This is a genomic window from Roseivirga misakiensis, from assembly GCF_001747105.1.
Taxonomy (GTDB): Bacteria; Bacteroidota; Bacteroidia; order Cytophagales; family Cyclobacteriaceae; genus Roseivirga; species Roseivirga misakiensis.
Genome location: NZ_MDGQ01000005.1, coordinates 1,315,882 through 1,335,581, shown reverse-complemented (window position 1 = coordinate 1,335,581; position 19,700 = coordinate 1,315,882). Strand labels below are relative to the sequence as shown.

Annotated in this window: 18 protein-coding genes and 2 tRNA genes; 2 read left to right on the top strand and 18 right to left on the bottom strand. The window is 39.9% G+C overall.

Annotated elements, in window-relative coordinates:
• Nucleotides 1-4 precede the first annotated feature (4 nt).
• The 6 genes from BFP71_RS13500 to BFP71_RS13475 form a co-directional block, all read right to left on the bottom strand.
• Nucleotides 5-1,726 carry a GMC family oxidoreductase gene (locus BFP71_RS13500; RefSeq protein WP_069835984.1) on the bottom strand — a complete coding sequence of 574 codons (1,722 nt, stop codon included), beginning with the start codon at nt 1,724-1,726 and terminating at the stop codon, nt 5-7.
• Between the two features lie 4 nt (nt 1,727-1,730).
• A complete protein-coding gene (locus BFP71_RS13495; RefSeq protein ID WP_069835983.1) occupies nt 1,731-2,687 on the bottom strand; it encodes a sugar phosphate isomerase/epimerase family protein in 957 nt (318 codons plus the stop codon).
• A gap of 138 nt (nt 2,688-2,825) precedes the next feature.
• Nucleotides 2,826-3,935 (bottom strand): BF3164 family lipoprotein, encoded by a 1,110-nt coding sequence (locus tag BFP71_RS13490; protein WP_176723367.1) that lies wholly within the window; start codon nt 3,933-3,935, stop codon nt 2,826-2,828.
• A gap of 150 nt (nt 3,936-4,085) precedes the next feature.
• A tRNA-Thr gene (locus BFP71_RS13485) sits at nt 4,086-4,158 on the bottom strand.
• A 106-nt stretch (nt 4,159-4,264) separates the two neighbouring features.
• Nucleotides 4,265-6,439 carry a DUF349 domain-containing protein gene (locus tag BFP71_RS13480; protein WP_088125028.1) on the bottom strand — a complete coding sequence of 725 codons (2,175 nt, stop codon included), beginning with the start codon at nt 6,437-6,439 and terminating at the stop codon, nt 4,265-4,267.
• 59 nt (nt 6,440-6,498) lie between these two features.
• Nucleotides 6,499-7,077, bottom strand: coding sequence for a YqgE/AlgH family protein (locus BFP71_RS13475; RefSeq protein WP_069835981.1), 579 nt, complete (start codon nt 7,075-7,077; stop codon nt 6,499-6,501).
• Between the two features lie 106 nt (nt 7,078-7,183).
• Between BFP71_RS13475 and pdxH the strand changes: the two genes are divergently transcribed.
• Nucleotides 7,184-7,828, top strand: a complete 645-nt coding sequence (pdxH, locus tag BFP71_RS13470) for a pyridoxamine 5'-phosphate oxidase (protein WP_069835980.1) — start codon at nt 7,184-7,186, stop codon at nt 7,826-7,828.
• On the opposite strand, the gene bshB1 is transcribed toward pdxH, so the two are convergent.
• The 8 genes from bshB1 to BFP71_RS13430 form a co-directional block, all read right to left on the bottom strand.
• The gene (gene bshB1, locus BFP71_RS13465; protein ID WP_069835979.1) at nt 7,825-8,544 is read right to left on the bottom strand and encodes a bacillithiol biosynthesis deacetylase BshB1; all 720 of its coding nucleotides are present in this window, start codon (nt 8,542-8,544) and stop codon (nt 7,825-7,827) included. The two genes, pdxH and bshB1, sit on opposite strands and share 4 nt — an antisense overlap.
• A 63-nt stretch (nt 8,545-8,607) precedes the next feature.
• Nucleotides 8,608-9,576: a thioredoxin-disulfide reductase gene (trxB, locus tag BFP71_RS13460; RefSeq protein ID WP_069835978.1), complete on the bottom strand. Its 969-nt coding sequence runs from the start codon at nt 9,574-9,576 to the stop codon at nt 8,608-8,610.
• Between the two features lie 126 nt (nt 9,577-9,702).
• Nucleotides 9,703-10,566 carry a sigma-70 family RNA polymerase sigma factor gene (locus tag BFP71_RS13455; protein WP_069835977.1) on the bottom strand — a complete coding sequence of 288 codons (864 nt, stop codon included), beginning with the start codon at nt 10,564-10,566 and terminating at the stop codon, nt 9,703-9,705.
• A gap of 85 nt (nt 10,567-10,651) precedes the next feature.
• Nucleotides 10,652-12,790: a polyribonucleotide nucleotidyltransferase gene (locus BFP71_RS13450; RefSeq protein ID WP_069835976.1), complete on the bottom strand. Its 2,139-nt coding sequence runs from the start codon at nt 12,788-12,790 to the stop codon at nt 10,652-10,654.
• A gap of 93 nt (nt 12,791-12,883) precedes the next feature.
• A complete protein-coding gene (gene rpsO / locus BFP71_RS13445; RefSeq protein WP_069835975.1) occupies nt 12,884-13,159 on the bottom strand; it encodes a 30S ribosomal protein S15 in 276 nt (91 codons plus the stop codon).
• A gap of 71 nt (nt 13,160-13,230) precedes the next feature.
• A complete protein-coding gene (locus tag BFP71_RS13440) occupies nt 13,231-14,970 on the bottom strand; it encodes an LptF/LptG family permease (protein ID WP_069835974.1) in 1,740 nt (579 codons plus the stop codon).
• 77 nt (nt 14,971-15,047) lie between these two features.
• Nucleotides 15,048-15,443 carry an START-like domain-containing protein gene (locus BFP71_RS13435; protein WP_069835973.1) on the bottom strand — a complete coding sequence of 132 codons (396 nt, stop codon included), beginning with the start codon at nt 15,441-15,443 and terminating at the stop codon, nt 15,048-15,050.
• Nucleotides 15,444-15,604: 161 nt separating this feature from the next.
• Nucleotides 15,605-15,678, bottom strand: a tRNA-Met gene (locus tag BFP71_RS13430).
• 217 nt (nt 15,679-15,895) lie between these two features.
• Here BFP71_RS13430 and BFP71_RS13425 point away from each other — a divergent pair.
• The gene (locus BFP71_RS13425; protein WP_069835972.1) at nt 15,896-16,330 is read left to right on the top strand and encodes a hypothetical protein; all 435 of its coding nucleotides are present in this window, start codon (nt 15,896-15,898) and stop codon (nt 16,328-16,330) included.
• Between the two features lie 49 nt (nt 16,331-16,379).
• On the opposite strand, the gene rplT is transcribed toward BFP71_RS13425, so the two are convergent.
• The 4 genes from rplT to thrS all read right to left on the bottom strand — a co-directional run bounded on the left by rplT (nt 16,380) and on the right by thrS (nt 19,621).
• Entirely contained in the window at nt 16,380-16,727 is a 348-nt protein-coding gene (gene rplT / locus BFP71_RS13420; protein ID WP_069835971.1) for a 50S ribosomal protein L20, read from the bottom strand.
• Nucleotides 16,728-16,814: 87 nt separating this feature from the next.
• Entirely contained in the window at nt 16,815-17,009 is a 195-nt protein-coding gene (gene rpmI / locus BFP71_RS13415; protein ID WP_069835970.1) for a 50S ribosomal protein L35, read from the bottom strand.
• Nucleotides 17,010-17,030: 21 nt separating this feature from the next.
• Complete coding sequence (gene infC / locus BFP71_RS13410; protein WP_069835969.1) at nt 17,031-17,576, bottom strand: translation initiation factor IF-3; 546 nt, start codon at nt 17,574-17,576, stop codon at nt 17,031-17,033.
• A gap of 92 nt (nt 17,577-17,668) precedes the next feature.
• Nucleotides 17,669-19,621, bottom strand: a complete 1,953-nt coding sequence (gene thrS / locus BFP71_RS13405; RefSeq protein WP_069835968.1) for a threonine--tRNA ligase — start codon at nt 19,619-19,621, stop codon at nt 17,669-17,671.
• Between the last annotated feature and the right edge of the window lie 79 nt (nt 19,622-19,700).

The window sequence follows — 19,700 nt, the reverse complement described above, 5'->3', positions numbered from 1 at the left end:
ACAATTAGATTTTACGTTTTTTGACTTGATCTACTAGGTAATCGGATGCCCTCCAAGCTAAAGCGAGGATTGTCCAAGTTGGGTTTTTATCTGCTTGCGAAACAAATGGTCCTGCATCCATCACAAACACGTTTTCACAATCATGCAACTGGTTGTATTTGTTCGTCACAGACGTTCTAGGATCGTTACCCATTCTCGTTGTTCCTACTTCGTGAATAATTTCTCCTGGCGCCGTAAGACCATAATTTCGATCTGCTCCTGGCTTATCTCCGAGGAGAATACCACCCGTCGCGGTCAACACTTCTTCAAAGGTATCTTGCATGTGCTTGGCTTGCTTCACCTCGTTATCCGTCCATTTGTAATTGAACTTAAGTACTGGTATACCCCATTGGTCTACCACATCATTGTCAATTTCACAATAGTTATCCTTCTGAGGGACACTTTCACCCCTTCCAGAGACGCCAACTACAGCTCCGTAGTACCTTTTTATATCTTTTCTAAGGGTATCACCATAGCCACCGATATTTCCGCCTACAATCTTATTCAGGTTATTTGGGTTAAAACCGAAACCATAGCTCGGCATACCCATTCCACCCCAAACTTCGATGTGATAGCCACGAGGGAAATCTAGTTTAGCATCATTTAGCCACCATGGCGTATAAACATGCATTCCACCGACACCATCTTCGTTGTAAATCTTTCTATCCATCAATTCTGGAATGAAAACCGATCTACTCGCACCAGTAGAATCGTGTAGATACCTACCGACCATTCCACTACTGTTTCCTAGTCCGTCTTGATGTACTGAGCTTTTAGAGTTTAGCAGTATTCGCGCAGTAGAACATGCCGATGCTGCCATTACAACTACCTTAGCTTTAAGGTGATACGACTTCCTATCTAATTTATTAATGTAAGTAACTCCAGTGGCTTTTCCTTCTTTATCAGTCGTCACTTCGCTCACCATGGCTTCAGTGAAAAGCTCAATTCTACCACCGTTTTTCTGTGCTGGGAAAATCAAACATGTCCCTGATGAGAAATCAGCGTAAGCAGAACATGCTCTATTACATTGGCCACAATAGAAGCAGCTTCCTCTTTCATTATTGATCCTTTTGGTCAAGATAGACAGACGGGATGGAATTACTGGAATACCAGCTTTCCTAGCTCCTTTGACATAATACAGCTCATGGAGCCTCGGTTTTGGAGGTGGTAAGAAAAAGCCGTCGGGCTCATTCTTAATGTTTTCTTTACTTCCAAATACACCGATCAATTTATCTACTTTATCATAGTAAGGTTTCACGTCTTCATATCCGATCGGCCAGTTGTCGCCTAATCCATCAACGCTTTTGCGTTTGAAATCAAGCGGCCCAAATCGAAGTGATATTCTACCCCAGTGGTTGGTTCTCCCTCCTAACATTCGAGATCTAAACCATGCAAATCTAGTTCCGGGGGCTTCAGTGTAAGGTTCTCCTTCTAGGTTCCAACCGCCATAAGCAGCATCAAAATCTCCAAAAGATCTTCTGTCAGAACTTGCGCCTCGTCTTGGCGACTCCCAAGGCCACCTGAGTTGATTTCTATATTGATCCTGTTTAGGATCAAAGAATGGTCCAGCTTCCAATACAGCAACGTCGAATCCAGCTTCTGAGAGAATTTTTGTGGCCATACCGCCACCAGCTCCTGAGCCGACTATGACAACGTCGTATGTCTTGGATGATTCAATAATTTGCATAGTGTTAATCTATTTGTGAAATGGCATTTCGGATTGCTCCAATCGTTTTCTTTAATGCCTGGTCTGTTTGTAATTTATTTAGTTCTTCATTAAAAGGTTCTGCTCTTACAGGTCCATCGTAGCCTATTTCTACTAAGGCACTCAAGAATTCCTTTGTGGAGACTACACCGCTAGTAGCAGGCAATTCTCTCTCCCAGTCCAATTGTTCATCTGCTGATCTCCCCGCTTTAGCGTCATTTAAATCGACTGTTATGATTTGGTCTGGGTTCAAATTGAGGATATCGGCCTTTGTTTCACCCGCACAATACCAATGGAAAGCGTCTAATTGATAGCCAACATTTCCTTGGTTGATTCCATCAATAAGCTCTGAAAGTTCGGCCATGGACCTTATAAAAGAGTACTTATCCCTAGCCATCAAAGTCTTAGGGCCAACATATTCTAAACCCAACTTTATTCCCGAGTCATCAAGCACTTTTGCAACTTCTTTTAGTCGCAGGGCATGCCGATCGAAATTCTTTCTGTAAGTAAGCTCATCATGTGTTGGCATTATCCATGTAGACATACGTGAAGCTCCAACTTCAGCCAGTGTTTTCGCAGACTTATCTAGTTGTTTTAGATCATTTCGAAATTGCTGTTCTGATGCCCTAAACTGCACAGGTAAATTGGCAGTACCCCAAGATATCTCGCTGCCTGCCATTTGATCGATTAGCTGACTTTTTTGCCCAATGTCATACCGCGCTAGTTGATCAGGAAATGGCACAATCGCTTCAAAGCCATATTTTACGGCCATTTCTAAAAGTTCTTTTTGGCTCAATTTGACACCAATGGCCCCAGGGTTGAGACATATCTTAAATTTGCGAGAATCACTTCCGAAAAAAGCAGATAATGATGATGGGTAGAGCGCTGCGGCACTGAGTAGTGTGGCTTTAGTCAAAAACGCTCTTCTACCAAAATCGATCATTCCCAAAAGATAAATAAATCAGCTGAGAATAAAGACAAATCTTATTCTAAGAATGGAATAAATTGGAAACGATTGCTGACTTAATTTCTTTCGGTAAACGAGTTTAGAGTGAGAACATTTCTTCAGATCAAAAAGAGCTTATTTAAACTGCTTTAGGTCAGCGACAAAGAGCTTATTCTCAATTTCAGGATGGAAAACGATCATCCTGTCATCAGGGGTGAGCGTGAATTTTTGAAACCAATCAGGTAGAGACAGTTTCGCTAATAATTTACCATCCAAGTTAAACACTAGTAACAGCGGGTCGGCTTGAGGTATAGCTTCCAAGTTCCCTCTGGAAGTCATTGCTACCTTTTTATACAAATTCTCTTCGTATTGTGTCACTATATAATCTCCTCCTATTTTAACCCGTCCTTGATAACGATATAAGTCTAACCCATTTCCTACGCTTCTATCATTCTTATCTGGAATTACTTTTGATATCTGTTCGTTCTTACCCCTAAATTCGATATCGCTAAACGTATTATTTTCTAAATCAAAGAGCCTTAATAGCGGGAAATTTCCATACGCTTTAATCAAAAAATGGCCATCTTCCGAATAATCAGATAACCCAGTATATAAATGATGTTTGGCCGTTGTCGGAAAGTCAGGATATAAATCTGGATAGTCTCCAAAATCTCCCATTTCCTCATTTGAATTGTTATTGCCCTCCCTGATATTGAACGTAACAAAGTCCTTGGGGCTAAACATTATCGAAGCGGCCAGTGTATTTTCATCTAACATAAAACCACTGTTAATAATACCAGCCTCAGACGGCACTCTGAATTCTTTAGATACCTCTAGACTAACCTTATCATTGCTCTTTTGAATGTCAAAAAGACGAACATATTTCCGCCCCTGTACTATTAATTGTCCCTTACGTATGCCAAAACCAGATCTGTTAAACATCTGAAATTCTCCAGGGCCACCTCCTTTACTAGTAAATCCTCCGGTAAACTGTCCATCAGAAAGCCTATAAGATTTCACAGGAGGCACTTCTTTATCATTTAAAACAAAAATATGTTCCCCGTCAGTAGCCCAAGCGTGCACCTGAAATATTTGGCCATTAATGTCAATTGGCTTCAGTAGCTTTTCTAGTTCATAGACTTTTTCGAATTCATGAATATCAATAGCATCATTATTCTTTTGCGCAAAAAGCGATGTAGATAATGAAATACAGAAAACAGTGAGTGTAAGAAATGGGTGTCGCATGTGATTCATTTTGTAATACAACTTAAATAGGACTTGCTGTATTATCAATTTCGGATCAATTCTTTGTAGCGAAGTGTTATAAACAGTAAATGAATCGGAGAATGAGGCATAAAAAAAGGCAGTTACTTGCGTAACTGCCTGATTTTAAAGAGCCTCCTATCGGGATCGAACCAATGACCTACTGATTACAAGTCAGTTGCTCTACCATCTGAGCTAAGGAGGCTTCTTAGGTGCTTTTCGTTCAAAGCGAGTGCAAATATAGAAGTGTCATTTATAATTGCAAAGGTGTTTTGACCAATTTTTTTAAACTTTTTTAAACACCTTGACGATCAAATACTTCTTAGAACTTTGAGTTGCTTTTTAAGGACTTGAATCTCTTTTTCCGCTGTCTCAATTTTTACATCAAACTCTTCTTTCAGCTTATCTGCTGTCTTTGAGTTGGCAAAGAAGGCCAAGTTATTGTTCCATAATGAGATATTGTCCTCAAGTTCATTAATCTTACGTCTTAGTGCTCCTTCTTTCTTCTGTAGCCTTCTATCTGCTCCGTCACCTCGACCGCCTCCTGAAAGCTCAGCTTTGAGCAACAGGGTTTCTGCCTCTGATTCGTCTAATTTTAAACCATCAATGTAAGACTTCACTACCTCTTTAAATTTCGCATCCATCGCTTTTATAGCATTTCTTGGTACGAATCCTAGCTCATTATAAGTGGAAATAAGGGTCATTAACTCTTGCTCGCTTGCGCCTTCCCCTCCAGCTTTCTCAGCTATTTCTTTCAGAACAGCCTCCTTTTTCTCTTGGTTTTCTACATAATTGGCTTCCGCAAGATTGTGTTCTTTGCGCTTATTATTGAAAAAGGTATCACAGGCTTCTTTAAACCTTGCATACACCGCATTTCTCTGCTTCTCAGGAACGGGACCAACTTCTTTCCATCTACTTTGAAGTTGCTTTAACTTTTCGGCTGTTTTATCCCATTCTGTACTATCCTGTAAGGCTATCGCTTCATTGATCAGTTCTTCTTTCTTTTCTAGATTAACTTTTCTCAAAGATTCTAGCTGCTTGAAGAATTCGTTCTTTTTAGCAAAGAAACCTTTAAATGCCGACCAGAATGCCCTATTCATCTCCTTGGCCTTTTCCCTCGGCACACCACCGATTGCTTCCCAAGACTTCTGAACATTCAAGATTTCTTTAGTCTTTGCATTCCAATCATTGATACGGTCTGATGTAAAGCTCGTAAACTCCGCTAATTGCGAGATTAGTTCTTGCTTCTTGACAAGGTTTTCCTTTAAATCTCCTTTCAGGTGCTCTAGAAATTCTTTTCGTTTTCTGTAAACGACATCTGATGCTGCTTTAAAACGCTGCCAAAGGGCTTCTTGAACTTCTCTCGGAACAGCACCTACTTTTTTGTACTCTTCATGGAGTTCGTTCAGCTGAATTACCGCGTCTTTTACATTATCCATTGCTCCCAATGCCTCAGCTTTCTCGCACAAGACAATTTTAGCGGCGTGGTTCTTTTTCCGGTCAAGGTCTTTTAGTTCAAAGAGAATATGACGGTTGTGATAGAACCTATCCAATAATGCGTTGTAATTAGCCCAAAGTGTTTTACTCTGCTGGCTTGGTACTGGCCCAATAGCTTTCCAAACTTCTTGTATTTCTTTGATGGGTTTTATGCTGGTCGTAGGGTTTTCTCCATCGACTAGCTCTCTTAATTGCTCTAGAATTTCTTGCTTCTTTTCAAGGTTTCTAGTCTTGTTGGCCTCTCTTTCTTTGTAGTAAGCCGATTTTCGATCTCTAATCTGTCTTAATGAAGCATCAAATCGATTAAAAAGGGAGTCATGCCTAAATTCAAAATCTTCCGCTGTACCACCGTCGGCTATGTAACGCTCCTCAGCTTCCTTTCTGATTACGTCTTCCATGCCCTTAAATAGTGTCTCTGTTCCAGACACAATTTGGTCAATATGATTGAAATTATTGAGTTGGGTGGCCCCTTCAATAGCTTCGACGAGTTCCTCTCGCGAAAATGTAGTGTAATCTGGAAGTTCAAAATTATCTTCTTCAGTAGGCTCACTTTCCTCTTCCGTGGTCTCCGTTTCTTCGCTTGCCTTTGGCGTTTCCTCCGATTCCACAGTATCATCGTTTGAAGATTCAGTCGCTGCAGTATTTTCTTCTTCTACTTCAGCCTTAGGTTCGGCTTTAGCAATTGGTGATGGTTCCTTTGTTTCTATCGCGGTTTCCTCTGCCGTCTCTGATTGGCTTTCTTCTACTGCTTGTGGTTCAGCTTCCTGAGTTTCAACTGGTGTTTCTTCTTCAACAGAGATGTTAGATTCGGCGGTAGAAACTTCTTCTACCTCAGCTTCTTCTTCAATTATGTCTTCCGTTTCGGCAGCAACAGCAGGCTCCTCTTCGTGAGCTACTGGCGTAGCGTCACTTTCATTTGCTGTTTCTGTTTCCTGAACCTCCGTTTGAGCTTGCTTTTCTGTGTCCTTATTGTTCTGTTCTTCACTCATATCTCTATATTCTATCGGCTTTTAACCGCACCGTTACAAATTCAAATTTAGTAAAAGTATTAATTCAACCGAGGGTCCACCGGGTAATTCGAAAACACCCGATACTTACCTCCCATTCCCTCTAAAATTGACTTCCACAGCATATCTGATTCCATATCTAAAACCTCTTCTGCCGTGGCTCTTTTCTTTATAAACCAAGATTGCCTGTCTAGCTCTTTTCTTAATTGCCCTTTTTCCCAACCTGAATAACCTAGATAAAACTGAATGTCGTTTTCGTCGATTAGGTTTGAGTTTAAAAGGAATTTTATCTGTTCAAAATCGCCACTCCAAAACAGACCATCGTTGAGCTCTACCGCTCCTTCCACTTTCTCTTGGTTCAGTCTATGAATAAAATGTAGCGTATTTTGTTCGACAGGTCCGCCAATATTTAAATAAGCTGGCGCATTAATCTCATCTGACAAAACATCGTCCAACTTCAAATCCGACAACTTATTCATGACCAGACCAAAGGTTCCTTCCTCATTATGTTCACAAATGAGTATCACCGTTCTTTCGAAATTTGGATCGTTTAAGAACGGTTCTGAAATCAGGAAATCACCTGGTTCAGGATCTGGCAAATCTTTATCGTATTCAAACATAAACTTGTTTACAAGGAAATTATAAAGGCATTTTTACTTTGCCTAACGAATTAGAAAAACTTTCGTGTGTTTCCGTGTTATATTTGAGGACAATAAGGAAAGCAGCATGACTCAATCGATTGCGGATTTAAGAAAAGAATATACCAAGGCTTCATTGGACATTGATTCGGTAGACAAAAACCCATTGGTTCAGTTTGAAAAATGGTTTTCAGAAGCGCAGAATGGCGAATTATTGGAACCAAACGCCATGGTTCTCTCCACGGTCGATCAATCGGGCTTACCGTTTCAGCGCACCGTCCTTATGAAAGCGCTCGCCACAGACGGCATTGTTTTCTACACTAACTATGGTAGTAGAAAAGCGAAACAAATTGAGTCAAACCATCAGGTTTCCGTGCTTTTCCCTTGGTACGCCATGGAAAGACAAGTATGCATCCAAGGCGTTGTTGAAAAAGTAAGCACTCAAGAGTCATTGAAATATTTTAGCAGTAGGCCACATGGTAGCCAGCTTGGTGCTTGGGTATCTGAGCAAAGCCAAGTAATTAGCTCTAGAAGCATCTTGGAAATGAAGCTTGCTGAAATGAAAAGAAAATTCAAGGAGGGAAAGGTCCCTTTACCTGATTTCTGGGGTGGTTATAGGATCAAACCCATGAGTGTTGAGTTTTGGCAAGGTAGACAGAGTCGTTTACACGATCGGCTTATCTATACTAAAAAGGAGGCTAACGACTGGGTAATTGATCGATTAGCGCCTTAAATCAAATCAAAGACAGTGTTGATTCCGATTTTACGGTCTACTGTAAAGCCTTCTCCATAGGTTACCCCTATCTCATGTCCATAATGAATCCCTCTCGACTCCACCATTTTCATAAACTGTGGCGATGAAATGTATGTTTCAGGCTCTCCACTGTTAGGGTCGTGAAACTGTGATTTAAAGGCAAAAATGGATTTCATTCTGGTTTCCCATGTAGCTGTAACGTCTACAATAAAATCAGGCTCATGCGGAATGCTTTGGATGTAATAATAGACGGCTCTTGGTCTCCATGGTTCTTGTTCCACACCGTCCAGAGTAGTTTTAACATTGACTAAACCTGCTAAAAAACACGCTTGACGTGATAATTGAGATGCTTTCCCATGGTCTGGGTGCCGATCGTCTATTGCATTTGCTAAAACAATATCGGGTCTATACTTCCTGATCATTTTAACAACTTCTAACTGGTGTGCTTCATCGTTTACGAAGAAGCCATCTCTGAATCCCAAGTTTTCTCTAGCCGACAGTCCAAGTATTTCTGCAGAAGCCGCTGCTTCTTTCATACGCAACTCTGGCGTACCTCTAGTACCTAATTCTCCTTTAGTAAAGTCTACAATACCTGCCTTCTTTCCATCACGTACCGCTTTTACCAAAGTACCTGCACAAGACAGTTCAACATCATCAGGATGGGCCGCTAGAGCCAAAATATCAAGTTTAAGCATGTCGACTTGTTTGTATAAAAAAGCCACGACTACTGCCGTGGCTTAAATCTTTCAATGTTTTGTTTAGGCTAAAGACTCTTCTGAAGCCATTTCAAATTCTTTAGCTGCAAGAAACCTTTCTGCATCTAGGGCGCCCATACATCCTGTTCCAGCGGCTGTTACTGCTTGTCTGTAAACTTTATCTGCCGCGTCACCAGTTGCAAATACTCCTTCCACATTTGTGTGAGATGTACCTGGTTTTACTTCTAAATAGCCAGTTTCGTCCATATCTAACCAGCCTTTGAAAATATCTGTGTTTGGTTTGTGACCTATGGCAACGAAGAATCCACTGACTTCAATTTCCTTCTTTTCGCCTGTTTTATTGTTCACCAGTCTTGCTCCAGTCACACCAACTACGTCTTCTCCAAGAATTTCTTCAGTTTCAGTATTCCAAAGCACTTCTATGTTAGGTGTATTCTTTACTCGTTCTTGCATGATCTTAGAAGCTCTCATTTCGTCTCTCCTCACGATCATATAAACTTTCGGACATAAGTTCGCTAAGTAAGTTGCTTCTTCGGCAGCCGTATCTCCTGCACCAACCACTGCTACAGATTTACCTTTGTAAAAGAACCCGTCGCAAACGGCACAAGCTGAAACTCCTTTATTAGCAAAGGTCTCTTCTGACGGAAGACCTAAGTATTTAGCACTTGCTCCGGTAGAAATAATCACAGATTCGGCTGTTATTTCATGCTTATCATCGATCCAAACTTTATGAGGGTATCCAGAAAAGTCAACTTTTGTAGCTAATCCATACCTTAAATCTGTCCCGAACCTCTCTGCCTGTTTTTGAAAATCGACCATCATTTGTGGTCCATTGATTCCATCTGGATAACCTGGGTAATTTTCAACATCGTTAGTGGTTGTCAACTGACCGCCTGGCTGTCCACCAGTGTAAAGCACTGGTGCTAAACCAGCTCTTGAAGCATAAATAGCTGCGGTGTACCCTGCTGGGCCAGACCCTATGATTAATACTTTTACGTTTTCTGTAGTCATTTCCAAAATAGTACTTTGTTCAAAACTAAGGCACTAACAACTTTTTAGCAACCAATTGTTCCCGAAAAACTGATAATAAAAAAGGCCTTCTTTCGAAGGCCTTAATTTTTGCCAATATTATTAAAATTAACCTAAATAAGGCTTTAAAGCTTTACTTCTAGAAGTATGTCTCAACCTCCTGATAGCCTTTTCCTTAATTTGTCTTACTCGCTCTCTTGTTAAATTGAACTTCTCACCTATTTCCTCTAGGGTCATAGAGTGTTCACCATTCAATCCAAAATAGAGTGTGATCACGTCCGCTTCTCTCTGAGTTAAAGTAGATAGTGCTCTTTGCACCTCTCTTCTCAGTGAATCGTTCATTAGACCTGTATCAGGCTTCTCTTCTTGATCATTTTCTAAAACGTCGAGTAAGCTGTTCTCCTCACCTTGAACAAATGGTGCATCCATAGACACGTGACGACCAGAAATCTTCATTGTATCAACAACTTCTTTTGTTGTTACTTCAAGAACTTCTGCTAATTCGTCTGGTGATGGCTCACGTTCGAATTTTTGCTCTAATTCAGAAAATGTCTTTGAGATTTTATTCAAAGAACCTACTCTGTTCAATGGAAGACGTACAATACGAGATTGCTCTGCCAATGCTTGAAGAATTGACTGTCTAATCCACCAAACTGCGTATGATATAAATTTGAAACCACGTGTTTCGTCAAACCTCTGTGCAGCTTTTATCAAACCGAGGTTTCCTTCATTAATTAAATCACCTAATGAAAGTCCTTGATTTTGATACTGCTTTGCTACAGAAACAACGAAACGAAGGTTAGCCTTAGTTAATTTTTCCAACGCAAGTTGATCACCTTCTCTGATTCTCTTCGCTAAATCTACTTCTTCGTCCGGGGTCAAAAGATCCACCTTCCCTATTTCCTGAAGATATTTATCGAGAGACTGTGATTCTCTGTTGGTAATTTGCTTACTAATCTTAAGCTGTCTCATTCAAAATTTGGTTTTATCCGTTCGGAACTATTCAAAACAATTATAAGAGTAGAAAAAGTTCCTACTCTTTGCAACGTTTGATGTTCTATTTCTGTTCAGATTTATTTTCTGGCTTTGGTAGCAATACTTTTCTCGAAAGTCTGAATTTACCAGTTTTCTTATCTATACCGATTAGTTTAACACTAATCTCTTCTCCTACCTCTAAAACGCCATCCATTTTCTCTAGGCGTTCCCATTTAATCTCTGAAATATGAAGTAATCCATCTTTTCCTGGCATAAACTCAATAAATGCTCCAAATGGCATGATTGACTTTACTTTACCTTCATATATCTCTCCAACGTCAGGAACTGCAACTATTGTCTTAATTCTGCCGACTGCTGCAAGCATGGCGTCTTTATTAACAGCAAATACAGTAACAACTCCTTTGTCGTCAACTTCTTCGATGTTTACAGTAGCACCAGTTTCTTTCTGAATCTCTTGGATTACTTTTCCACCTGGTCCGATTACCGCTCCAATTTGATCTTTGTCAATTTTGAAACGCTCAGTTCTCGGTACGTGGGCTTTGTAATCTTCTCTTGGCGCTGCTAAGGCTTCATTCATAACTCCAAGTATGTGAAGTCTACCTTCTTTCGCTTGGTTCAATGCTTGTTCTAGCACTTCGTATGATAAGCCATCTACTTTGATATCCATTTGGCAAGCCGTGATACCTTTAGCTGTACCAGTTACCTTAAAGTCCATATCACCTAAGTGATCTTCATCTCCAAGAATATCTGAAAGAATAGCGTATTTACCAGTTTCAGCATCAGAAATCATTCCCATGGCAATACCAGAAACTGGGCCTGAGATATTGATTCCGGTATCCATAAGCGCTAGTGATCCAGCACAAACAGTTGCCATTGATGATGAACCGTTAGACTCAAGTATATCAGATACTATACGCATAGTATATGGATTTGTATCTTCTGGTGGTAACACTTTTTTCAAAGCTCTCATCGCCAAGTTACCGTGTCCAACCTCTCTTCTACCTGGCCCTCTATTAGGCCTTACTTCACCGGTAGAGAATCCTGGGAAGTTGTAGTGCAATATGAATTTGTTGTAGCCACTCATTGTTGCTCCATCAATCATTTGCTCATCTAGTTTTGTACCTAGCGTACAAGATGTTAATGACTGTGTTTCACCTCTGGTGAACAAAGCCGAACCATGTGCTGATGGTAAGTAGTCTACTTCGCAAGCAATATTTCTGATTTCGTTGAATTGTCTTCCGTCTAAACGTTTTGAATCATTTAGAACGAAATCTCTCGCTGCCTTTTTGTGTATTTTCTTAAAGAACTGATTCATTAAGAACCCGTCATATTCATGATCTTCTGGAAGAGCTTCCATCCATTCATCTTTGATGGCTCTTACATCTGAGCTTCTTACGTATTTGTCGGCAGTTGCTTTCGATACTGATGCATAGAGCTTATCATAAAGCTCTGAATTCATTTTTTCGAAAAGCGCGTCATCTTTCTTTTCGTGCTCATAAGTCCGCTTTTCTGTAGTTCCAGCTTCTTCAGCCAGTTCTAATTGCGCAGCACATTGTATTTTGATAGCGTCGTGGGCTACTTTCATGGCCTCAAGCATATCTGCTTCAGACACTTCATTCATTTCACCTTCTACCATCATAATGTTGTCCTTATCGGCAGCAACAATTATTTCTAGGTCAGATTCTTCGGTGATGGCTTTACTTGGATTCACTTTGAATGAACCTTCGTGCCTTACAACACGCACTTCAGAGATTGGGCCATTGAATGGTATATCTGAAACTGAAAGTGCAGCTGAAGCTGCTAAGGCTGCCAGGGCATCTGGCATAACATTCTCATCGTGTGAGATCATTGAGATCATTACCTGCGTATCAGCATGATAATCGCTAGGAAAGAGCGGTCTCAGCGCTCTATCGACCAATCGACAGATTAATACTTCGTGGTCAGATAGTCTTCCTTCTCTTTTCAAGAATCCTCCTGGGATTTTACCTGCTCCAGCAAACTTCTCTTGATAGTCTACTGAAAGTGGAAGAAAGTCTACGTCTTCTTTGGCATCTTTTGACGAAACTACTGTAGCGAGTAGCATGGTAGCACCCATTCTTACGACTACTGATCCGTCAGCTTGTTTTGCCAGTTTACCCGTTTCAATCGTGATTTCCGCGCCATCGGGCATTTTGATGGACTTTGTTATAACTTTTGACATATAGTGTTTTTATAAAATAAGAAAGCAGGAAGTCGTTACAACCTGCGTATAATTAGAAATGGAAAAGGGGATTCACGAGAACCCCCTTCTTTATTATTTTCTCAAATTCAACTCTGCGATGATTGCTCTATATCTTTCGATATCCCTGTTGTAAAGGTAATCTAACAATCTTCTTCTCTTACCTACTAATTTCAAAAGACCTAATCTTGTTGAGTGATCTTTTTTGTTGGCTTTTAAGTGCTCTGTAAGATAATTAATACGGTAAGTGAAAAGTGAGATTTGAGATTCAGGAGACCCTGTATCTGTCTTTGCTTTTGACCGACCATGATTCTCAAACAGCTCTTGTTTCTTCTCGCTTGATAAATACATGCTTAGCTAAAATAAATGTGATAAATAATTAAACAGCCGCAAAGGTAGAGATATTACTGAAAACTAGCAAACTAGGCTGTTTTTAATTCCTTCTTCTTTGAAAAAGGTTTTTTCAATTTATTGAGCAGACTTGAATAGAAATCTACTTCAAAAAGGCTTGCATCATTTCTTGCCTGACGTAGGAAAAACAGACCAAATGGTAGTAAAACGGCATTAGAAATCCATACTGCAATTGCAGGGTCCATCACTCCTTCTTTACCCCACTTGTCACCCGTGGTATTGAAAACATAGTAAATCAAAAAGAATATGACCGAAACGATCACTGGGAGCCCCAATCCTCCCTTCTTTATGATAGCTCCTATTGGTGCGCCAATTAAGAACATAATCAAACATGCCATGGACCTCGAAATTTGCTGGTTTTTGGTAACGACATATTTTCTCTGGTCTCTCTTTATGTTGTCAAGGGCCGTTAATCTTGATTTCAAAATATTCTGTGCCGATCGCGACTTATTAATACCAAAACTCAAGGCAGAACTCATTCGAGTGTTGTCTCTCCTGACTAAGGTATCCTTTGGGTTAAAATAGTTTTCGAAGAACTCTATGTTTTCCTCAAATGATCTTTGTTTGTAAGCTGGCGTCACTTTACGCTGATTGTTCACGACTTGGGTTCTTGACTCAACTTGATTATTGGTTTTGGCTTGTGCTTCATTAATATTACCTGGACGATTTTTAAGCGCTTGCTTGTTTTCAGTTACCGCCAACTGGACCTTTTCAGGACTTTCCACTACCCGACCAGAATCTGGTTGATCGTATTTTGCCATTCGAGCATCAATTCTGGCTTGCCTTAGTGAGTCATAATAGGCCTTTGGAATAGCTATTTGATCAGGGACTGGCGAAGCATTCACAAAATGATAATTGAATGTATTAGCCACAAAACTGAACATTTGTTCTTCCCGATTATGAATATCTCGCTGCATGGAGTCGATTCCCAGTTTTAGTTGATCTCGGGTTTGAACGAGCCTACTCCTTCTAAAAAGGTTCTCATCCGTATCTCCCATTTCAAAAGATGATAGATCAAAAGACATTTTACTGAAGGTAAAGTCATCTCTAACAAACTGCCCTCCGGCCGCTTTATCTTCAAAATTCTCTTTAACGTTTTCTTGGTATCGTGTGCCATCATACAATTCCAATGTCAAATACCTCTGATTCATGAAAGAATACATCCTCCCCGAATCGGCTAAAATGACTTCTGTATTCCCTTGAACATTCGATTTAGAGTGGTCGTAGATAATGATATCTTTTAACTGCTCATCTCCAATTTTTTCATTTACCTTAATGCTATAACCTGGAATACCTGTATAAAAAACACCTTCTTTGATGTCTAATGCAGGTTTTTTAGTACGCATATCCCAAAGCAAACTGTAAGTCTTCAGATTGGTCTTCGGTACCAATTGGGTATTTGAATAGTAGGTAAATCCGGTTAGCAGAATGACAAAAAGGAAAATCGGCAAAAGCGTCCTAACCAAAGATATCCCAGAACTTTTGACTGCCGTTAATTCTGAGTGCTCCCCTAAATTACCATAAGTCATAATGGAGCTTAGTAGAACGGCTAAAGGGAATGCATCGGGTGAACTTGAGATTGAGAAGTAAGTGATGAGCTCGGCAAACGTGGCAGCACTCAGTCCTTTACCCATGATTTGATCGAAGTATTTGAGTAGCGTGACCAATAGTAGAATAAAATCCACTACGACTAGCGTCAACAAGAATGGCCCAATAAAGGACCCAAATACCAGTCTATCAATCTTCTTCATTCAGATAAATACGCTCTTCGAACGCTCAAAGATCATGCCTTTAAGCCGTATTCACAATAATAAATTAAAAGTAAGTGTTAGCCCCCTATCAGTTGCTTGAGACTGTAGACAATATTCTCCCAAAGATCTTCTTGTTCTTCCTCATCATCGAGATCTGAATAGTCTGTAATTTGAATAAAAACGGATTGTGTCAACTCGTTTACATTGAGTTTGAGTTCGATATAGTTGGGATCATCTTCGTCCTCTTCTGTTTCCGGTAGAAACTCAAATTTGACACTCACATTGGCTTTTTGAGCTACTTTCTTCGCCAAGTGTTGATCTCCATCCCACAGAAAGCTATAAACCTTGTCTTCGTTGATATTTACATCATCTGCAAACCATTGTGCCAGCCCACTCGCGGTGCTCAAATATGGGAACAAAATCTTTTGTGATGCATTGATTTCAAATTCAGTGATAAATTTATTCTTCCCCATAGCTAAAAAAGTTAATGCGAATAAGTTAGAACTTATTTGCTAGATAACAAACCACATCTTTTTAGACCGCACATTTCGTTATTTTGTAATATTAGATATCCATCTTAATCAACGAATGGCAATAAAAAAGCCCAATCCATTAAAAGAACTGGGCTTTGTTGTAGCGAAGACGGGAGTTGAACCCGTGACCTCAGGGTTATGAATCCTGCGCTCTAACCAACTGAGCTACCTCGCCAAAATTCATCTTATTATCTGGTTAGAATGATAACAAGATTGTAAAACAATGCCAACCGAAGTTCCGTTCTTGAATTTGCTTGACGCGCTTTCAGAACTACATCATTTTTTCAGGGTGCAAAGATATAAATTCACTGTTTACAAACACAACCTTTCCGCTTACCTTTTTTAAAAAAATATATAGACCTATTTTCGATCTAGATGATAAGACTTGCTCCATGAAAATCTTTCGATACTTAGCCCTCTCCTTAATACTTCTGCAGCTTTCTTGTGAAAAAGCGTCTAATAGTGAAACTCTAGAACCTTGGGCTGATTCTGACATCAAATCAGTTATTGATGACTTCTTTACTGCCTTAGGCAACGCAGATAGCACTTCCATGAGAAAGCTAGTCAGCGAAGACTTTCACATGTTCGAACATGATGTAAAATGGAATGTCGATAGCTTAGTAGCGTTGATGCCCTTGACGATCGGTAGGAAATGGGAAGTGCGCGAATTAGCCATTGCCCAAGACAATGAACTGATTCATGTGAATTATTTTAACCAAGGAGTAATCCCAAATGATCGATCTTGGTTCGAAAGCATGCTTATTAGAAAGGTTAATGGTGAGTTAAAAATTGACTTTATGCATTCAACCAAATTGTACCTAAAATAAAAAAGCCCTGACTTGGGTAAGTCAGGGCCTAATTCATAAGCAATGATGCTTATTTGTTTACTTTATCGATAACAGCTTTGAATGCTTCAGGGTGATTCATTGCAAGATCTGCAAGCACCTTTCTGTTTAATTCAACTCCAGACTGTCCTAATTTACCCATAAACTGAGAGTAAGACATACCGTGAAGTCTTGCACCAGCATTGATTCGCTGGATCCAAAGCTTTCTAAATTCTCTTTTCTTTGCTTTTCTGTCTCTATAAGAATAAACGAGACCTTTTTCAACGGCATTTTTTGCTACCGTCCATACATTTTTTCTTCTCCCCCAGTACCCTTTGGCCTGTTTGAGGATTCTTTTTCTTTTAGCTCTTGATGCTACTGTGTTAACTGATCTTGGCATAGTTTTAATTTTTTGATTTTTGGCGACTCACTTTCATGAATACTTAGAACCAAAACTCCGGTGAAACAATAAACCTTTAAATTTTAATTAAATGTTGAGCATGTGCTTAACGTTATTCTCATCTGACTTATGCACCAAACCGGTGTTCGTCAAATTACGTTTTTGCTTCGTCTCTTTTTTGGTTAGGATATGGCTTTTGAAAGCATGCTTTCTTTTGATTTTGCCAGTTCCTGTCAATTTGAAACGCTTTTTAGCTCCTGACTTTGTTTTTACTTTAGGCATTATATATAACTAGTTTAATAATTATTTCTTTCCTGTTTTAGGTGATAAAAAGAGAAACATCCTCTTACCCTCTAATTTTGGTAACTGCTCCACTTTAGCATATTCCTCTAAAGCTTGAGCAAATTTAAGAAGCAAAATTTCGCCTCTTTCTTTATATACAATCGTCCTTCCCTTAAAATGTACATAGGCTTTTACCTTAGCACCTTCCTTAAGGAAGTTAATCGCGTGTTTTAATTTAAAATCAAAATCATGGTCATCCGTATTCGGACCAAACCTGATTTCTTTTAGTACTGTTTTAGCAGCTTTAGCTTTAATTTCTTTCTGCTTCTTTTTCTGCTCGTACTTAAATTTTGAGTAATCTATTACCTTACAAACAGGAGGTACTGCCTTAGGCGAGATTTCTACTAGGTCTAGTCCCTGTCCTCGCGCCATTTCTAACGCTTTACTGATTGGGAAAACACCCTGTTCTACATTTTCTCCTACAACGCGAACTTCGGCTGCAGTAATTCGGCCATTGACCTTATATGGCTCTTCCACCCTACCTCTTGGCGGGTAGCGTCTTCTCATTTTAGCGATTGTTACCTCCTTGTTTTATCAAAATGACTGCAAATATCGGCATTATTTTCTAATTACCAATGTTCGTAATATTTATATAATATCTAACGCTGACTTAGTGAGTCGGCCTTTTCATTATTAAAATAAGTAATAAACTCTTCAATACTGAAAGAACCTGCATCACCATGCCCATGTCTTCTCACTGAAACCGCTCTATCCGCAGCTTCTTTCTCTCCAACAATCAGCATGATCGGTATCTTTTTCACTTCAGCATCACGAATCTTTCTGCCTATTTTTTCATCTCTATTATCTACAAAACCCGTGATATCTTCAGATTCCAAGACTTTGTATAGCTCTTGTGCATAATCCGCATATTTTTCAGAGATAGGCAGTATTGCCACCTGGTCTGGTGTCAGCCATAGTGGAAACTCTCCTCCACAGTGCTCAATCAAAACCGCCACAAAACGTTCCAATGAACCAAATGGTGCTCTATGGATCATTACTGGCCTATGCTTTTGGTTATCTGACCCAGTATATTCTAATTCGAAACGTTCTGGTAATGTATAGTCTACCTGAATAGTTCCTAGTTGCCATTTTCTACCCAAAGCATCTTTTACCATAAAGTCCAGCTTTGGACCGTAAAAAGCCGCTTCACCTAGTTCGGTCACTGTATTTAACCCTTTCTCCGTTGCTGCTTCAATAATGGCGCGCTCGGCCTTTTCCCATGCTTCATCTGAACCAATGTACTTTTCTTTGTTTTCTGGATCACGCAAAGAAATCTGTGCTGTATAATCTTCAAATCCAAGAGATTCAAATACATAAAGCACTAAATCAATCACTTTAGTGAATTCATCCTTCACCTGATCTTGCATACAAAAAATGTGTGCATCATCTTGAGTAAAACCTCTTACACGAGTCAGGCCATGTAGTTCACCACTTTGTTCGTATCTATATACTGTACCGAACTCAGCGTAGCGAACTGGCAAATCCTTGTAGGATCTCGGTCTTGACTTATAAATTTCACAGTGATGTGGGCAGTTCATTGGCTTTAACAAGAACTCCTCTCCTTCGTGTGGTGTACTGATCGGCTGAAACGAGTCAGCACCATATTTTTGGTAGTGCCCTGAGGTTACATACAAATCTTTATGACCAATATGCGGGGTTACGACTGGTTCATAGCCAGAACGTACCTGCGCCTTTCGCATAAAGCTTTCTAGACGTTCCCTTAACTTGGCGCCTTTTGGCAACCACAAAGGAAGCCCCATTCCAACTTTTTCAGAGAACGTGAATAGGTCTAATTCTTTACCTAGTTTTCTGTGATCTCGTTTTTTGGCCTCCTCCAACATATGAAGGTATTGCGTAAGCTCCTTCTGTTTAGGGAAAGTAATACCGTAAATTCGAGTTAGTTGTTTTCGCTTTTCATCGCCACGCCAATAAGCACCAGCTACACTCAAACACTTAATCGCCTTGATGAATCCTGTGTGTGGAATATGTGGCCCTCGACATAAGTCTGTGAAATTTCCTTGCTCATAGAAGGTAATGCTGCCATCATCAAGCCCTTCGATCAATTCAAGTTTATATTCGTCGCCTTTAGATTCGAAGTATTTAACAGCGTCGGCTTTGGAAATGTCTTTTCTGATAAATGTATTTTTCTGACGGGCCAGTTCGAGCATCTTTTGCTCTATCTTTTCTAGGTGTGCCGAATCAAATTCTTGCTCCCCGAAATCTACATCGTAATAGTACCCATTTTCTATGGCTGGGCCTATTCCTAGCTTAACACCTGGGTATAACGCCTCAAGTGCTTCGGCCATTAGGTGTGCTGATGAATGCCAAAAAGTAGATTTACCGTCTTGATCGTTCCAGGTGAGTAGTTTTACTGAAGAATCTTGAGACATTGGGCGATTGGCGTCCCAAACTTCTCCATTTACTTCGGCTGCTAGTACGTTTCTTGCAAGTCCTTCGCTAATACTTACAGCGACATCCATCGCTGAGGCTCCTGACGCATATTCTCTTATACTTTCGTCAGGTAAGGTGATTTTTATTTGCTCTTGGCTCATTTTAATGGGTACCTGTTGCTACAAACCAACAGGATTTATTAAAACTATGATTTAATGCCTGCAAATATGCAACATTAAT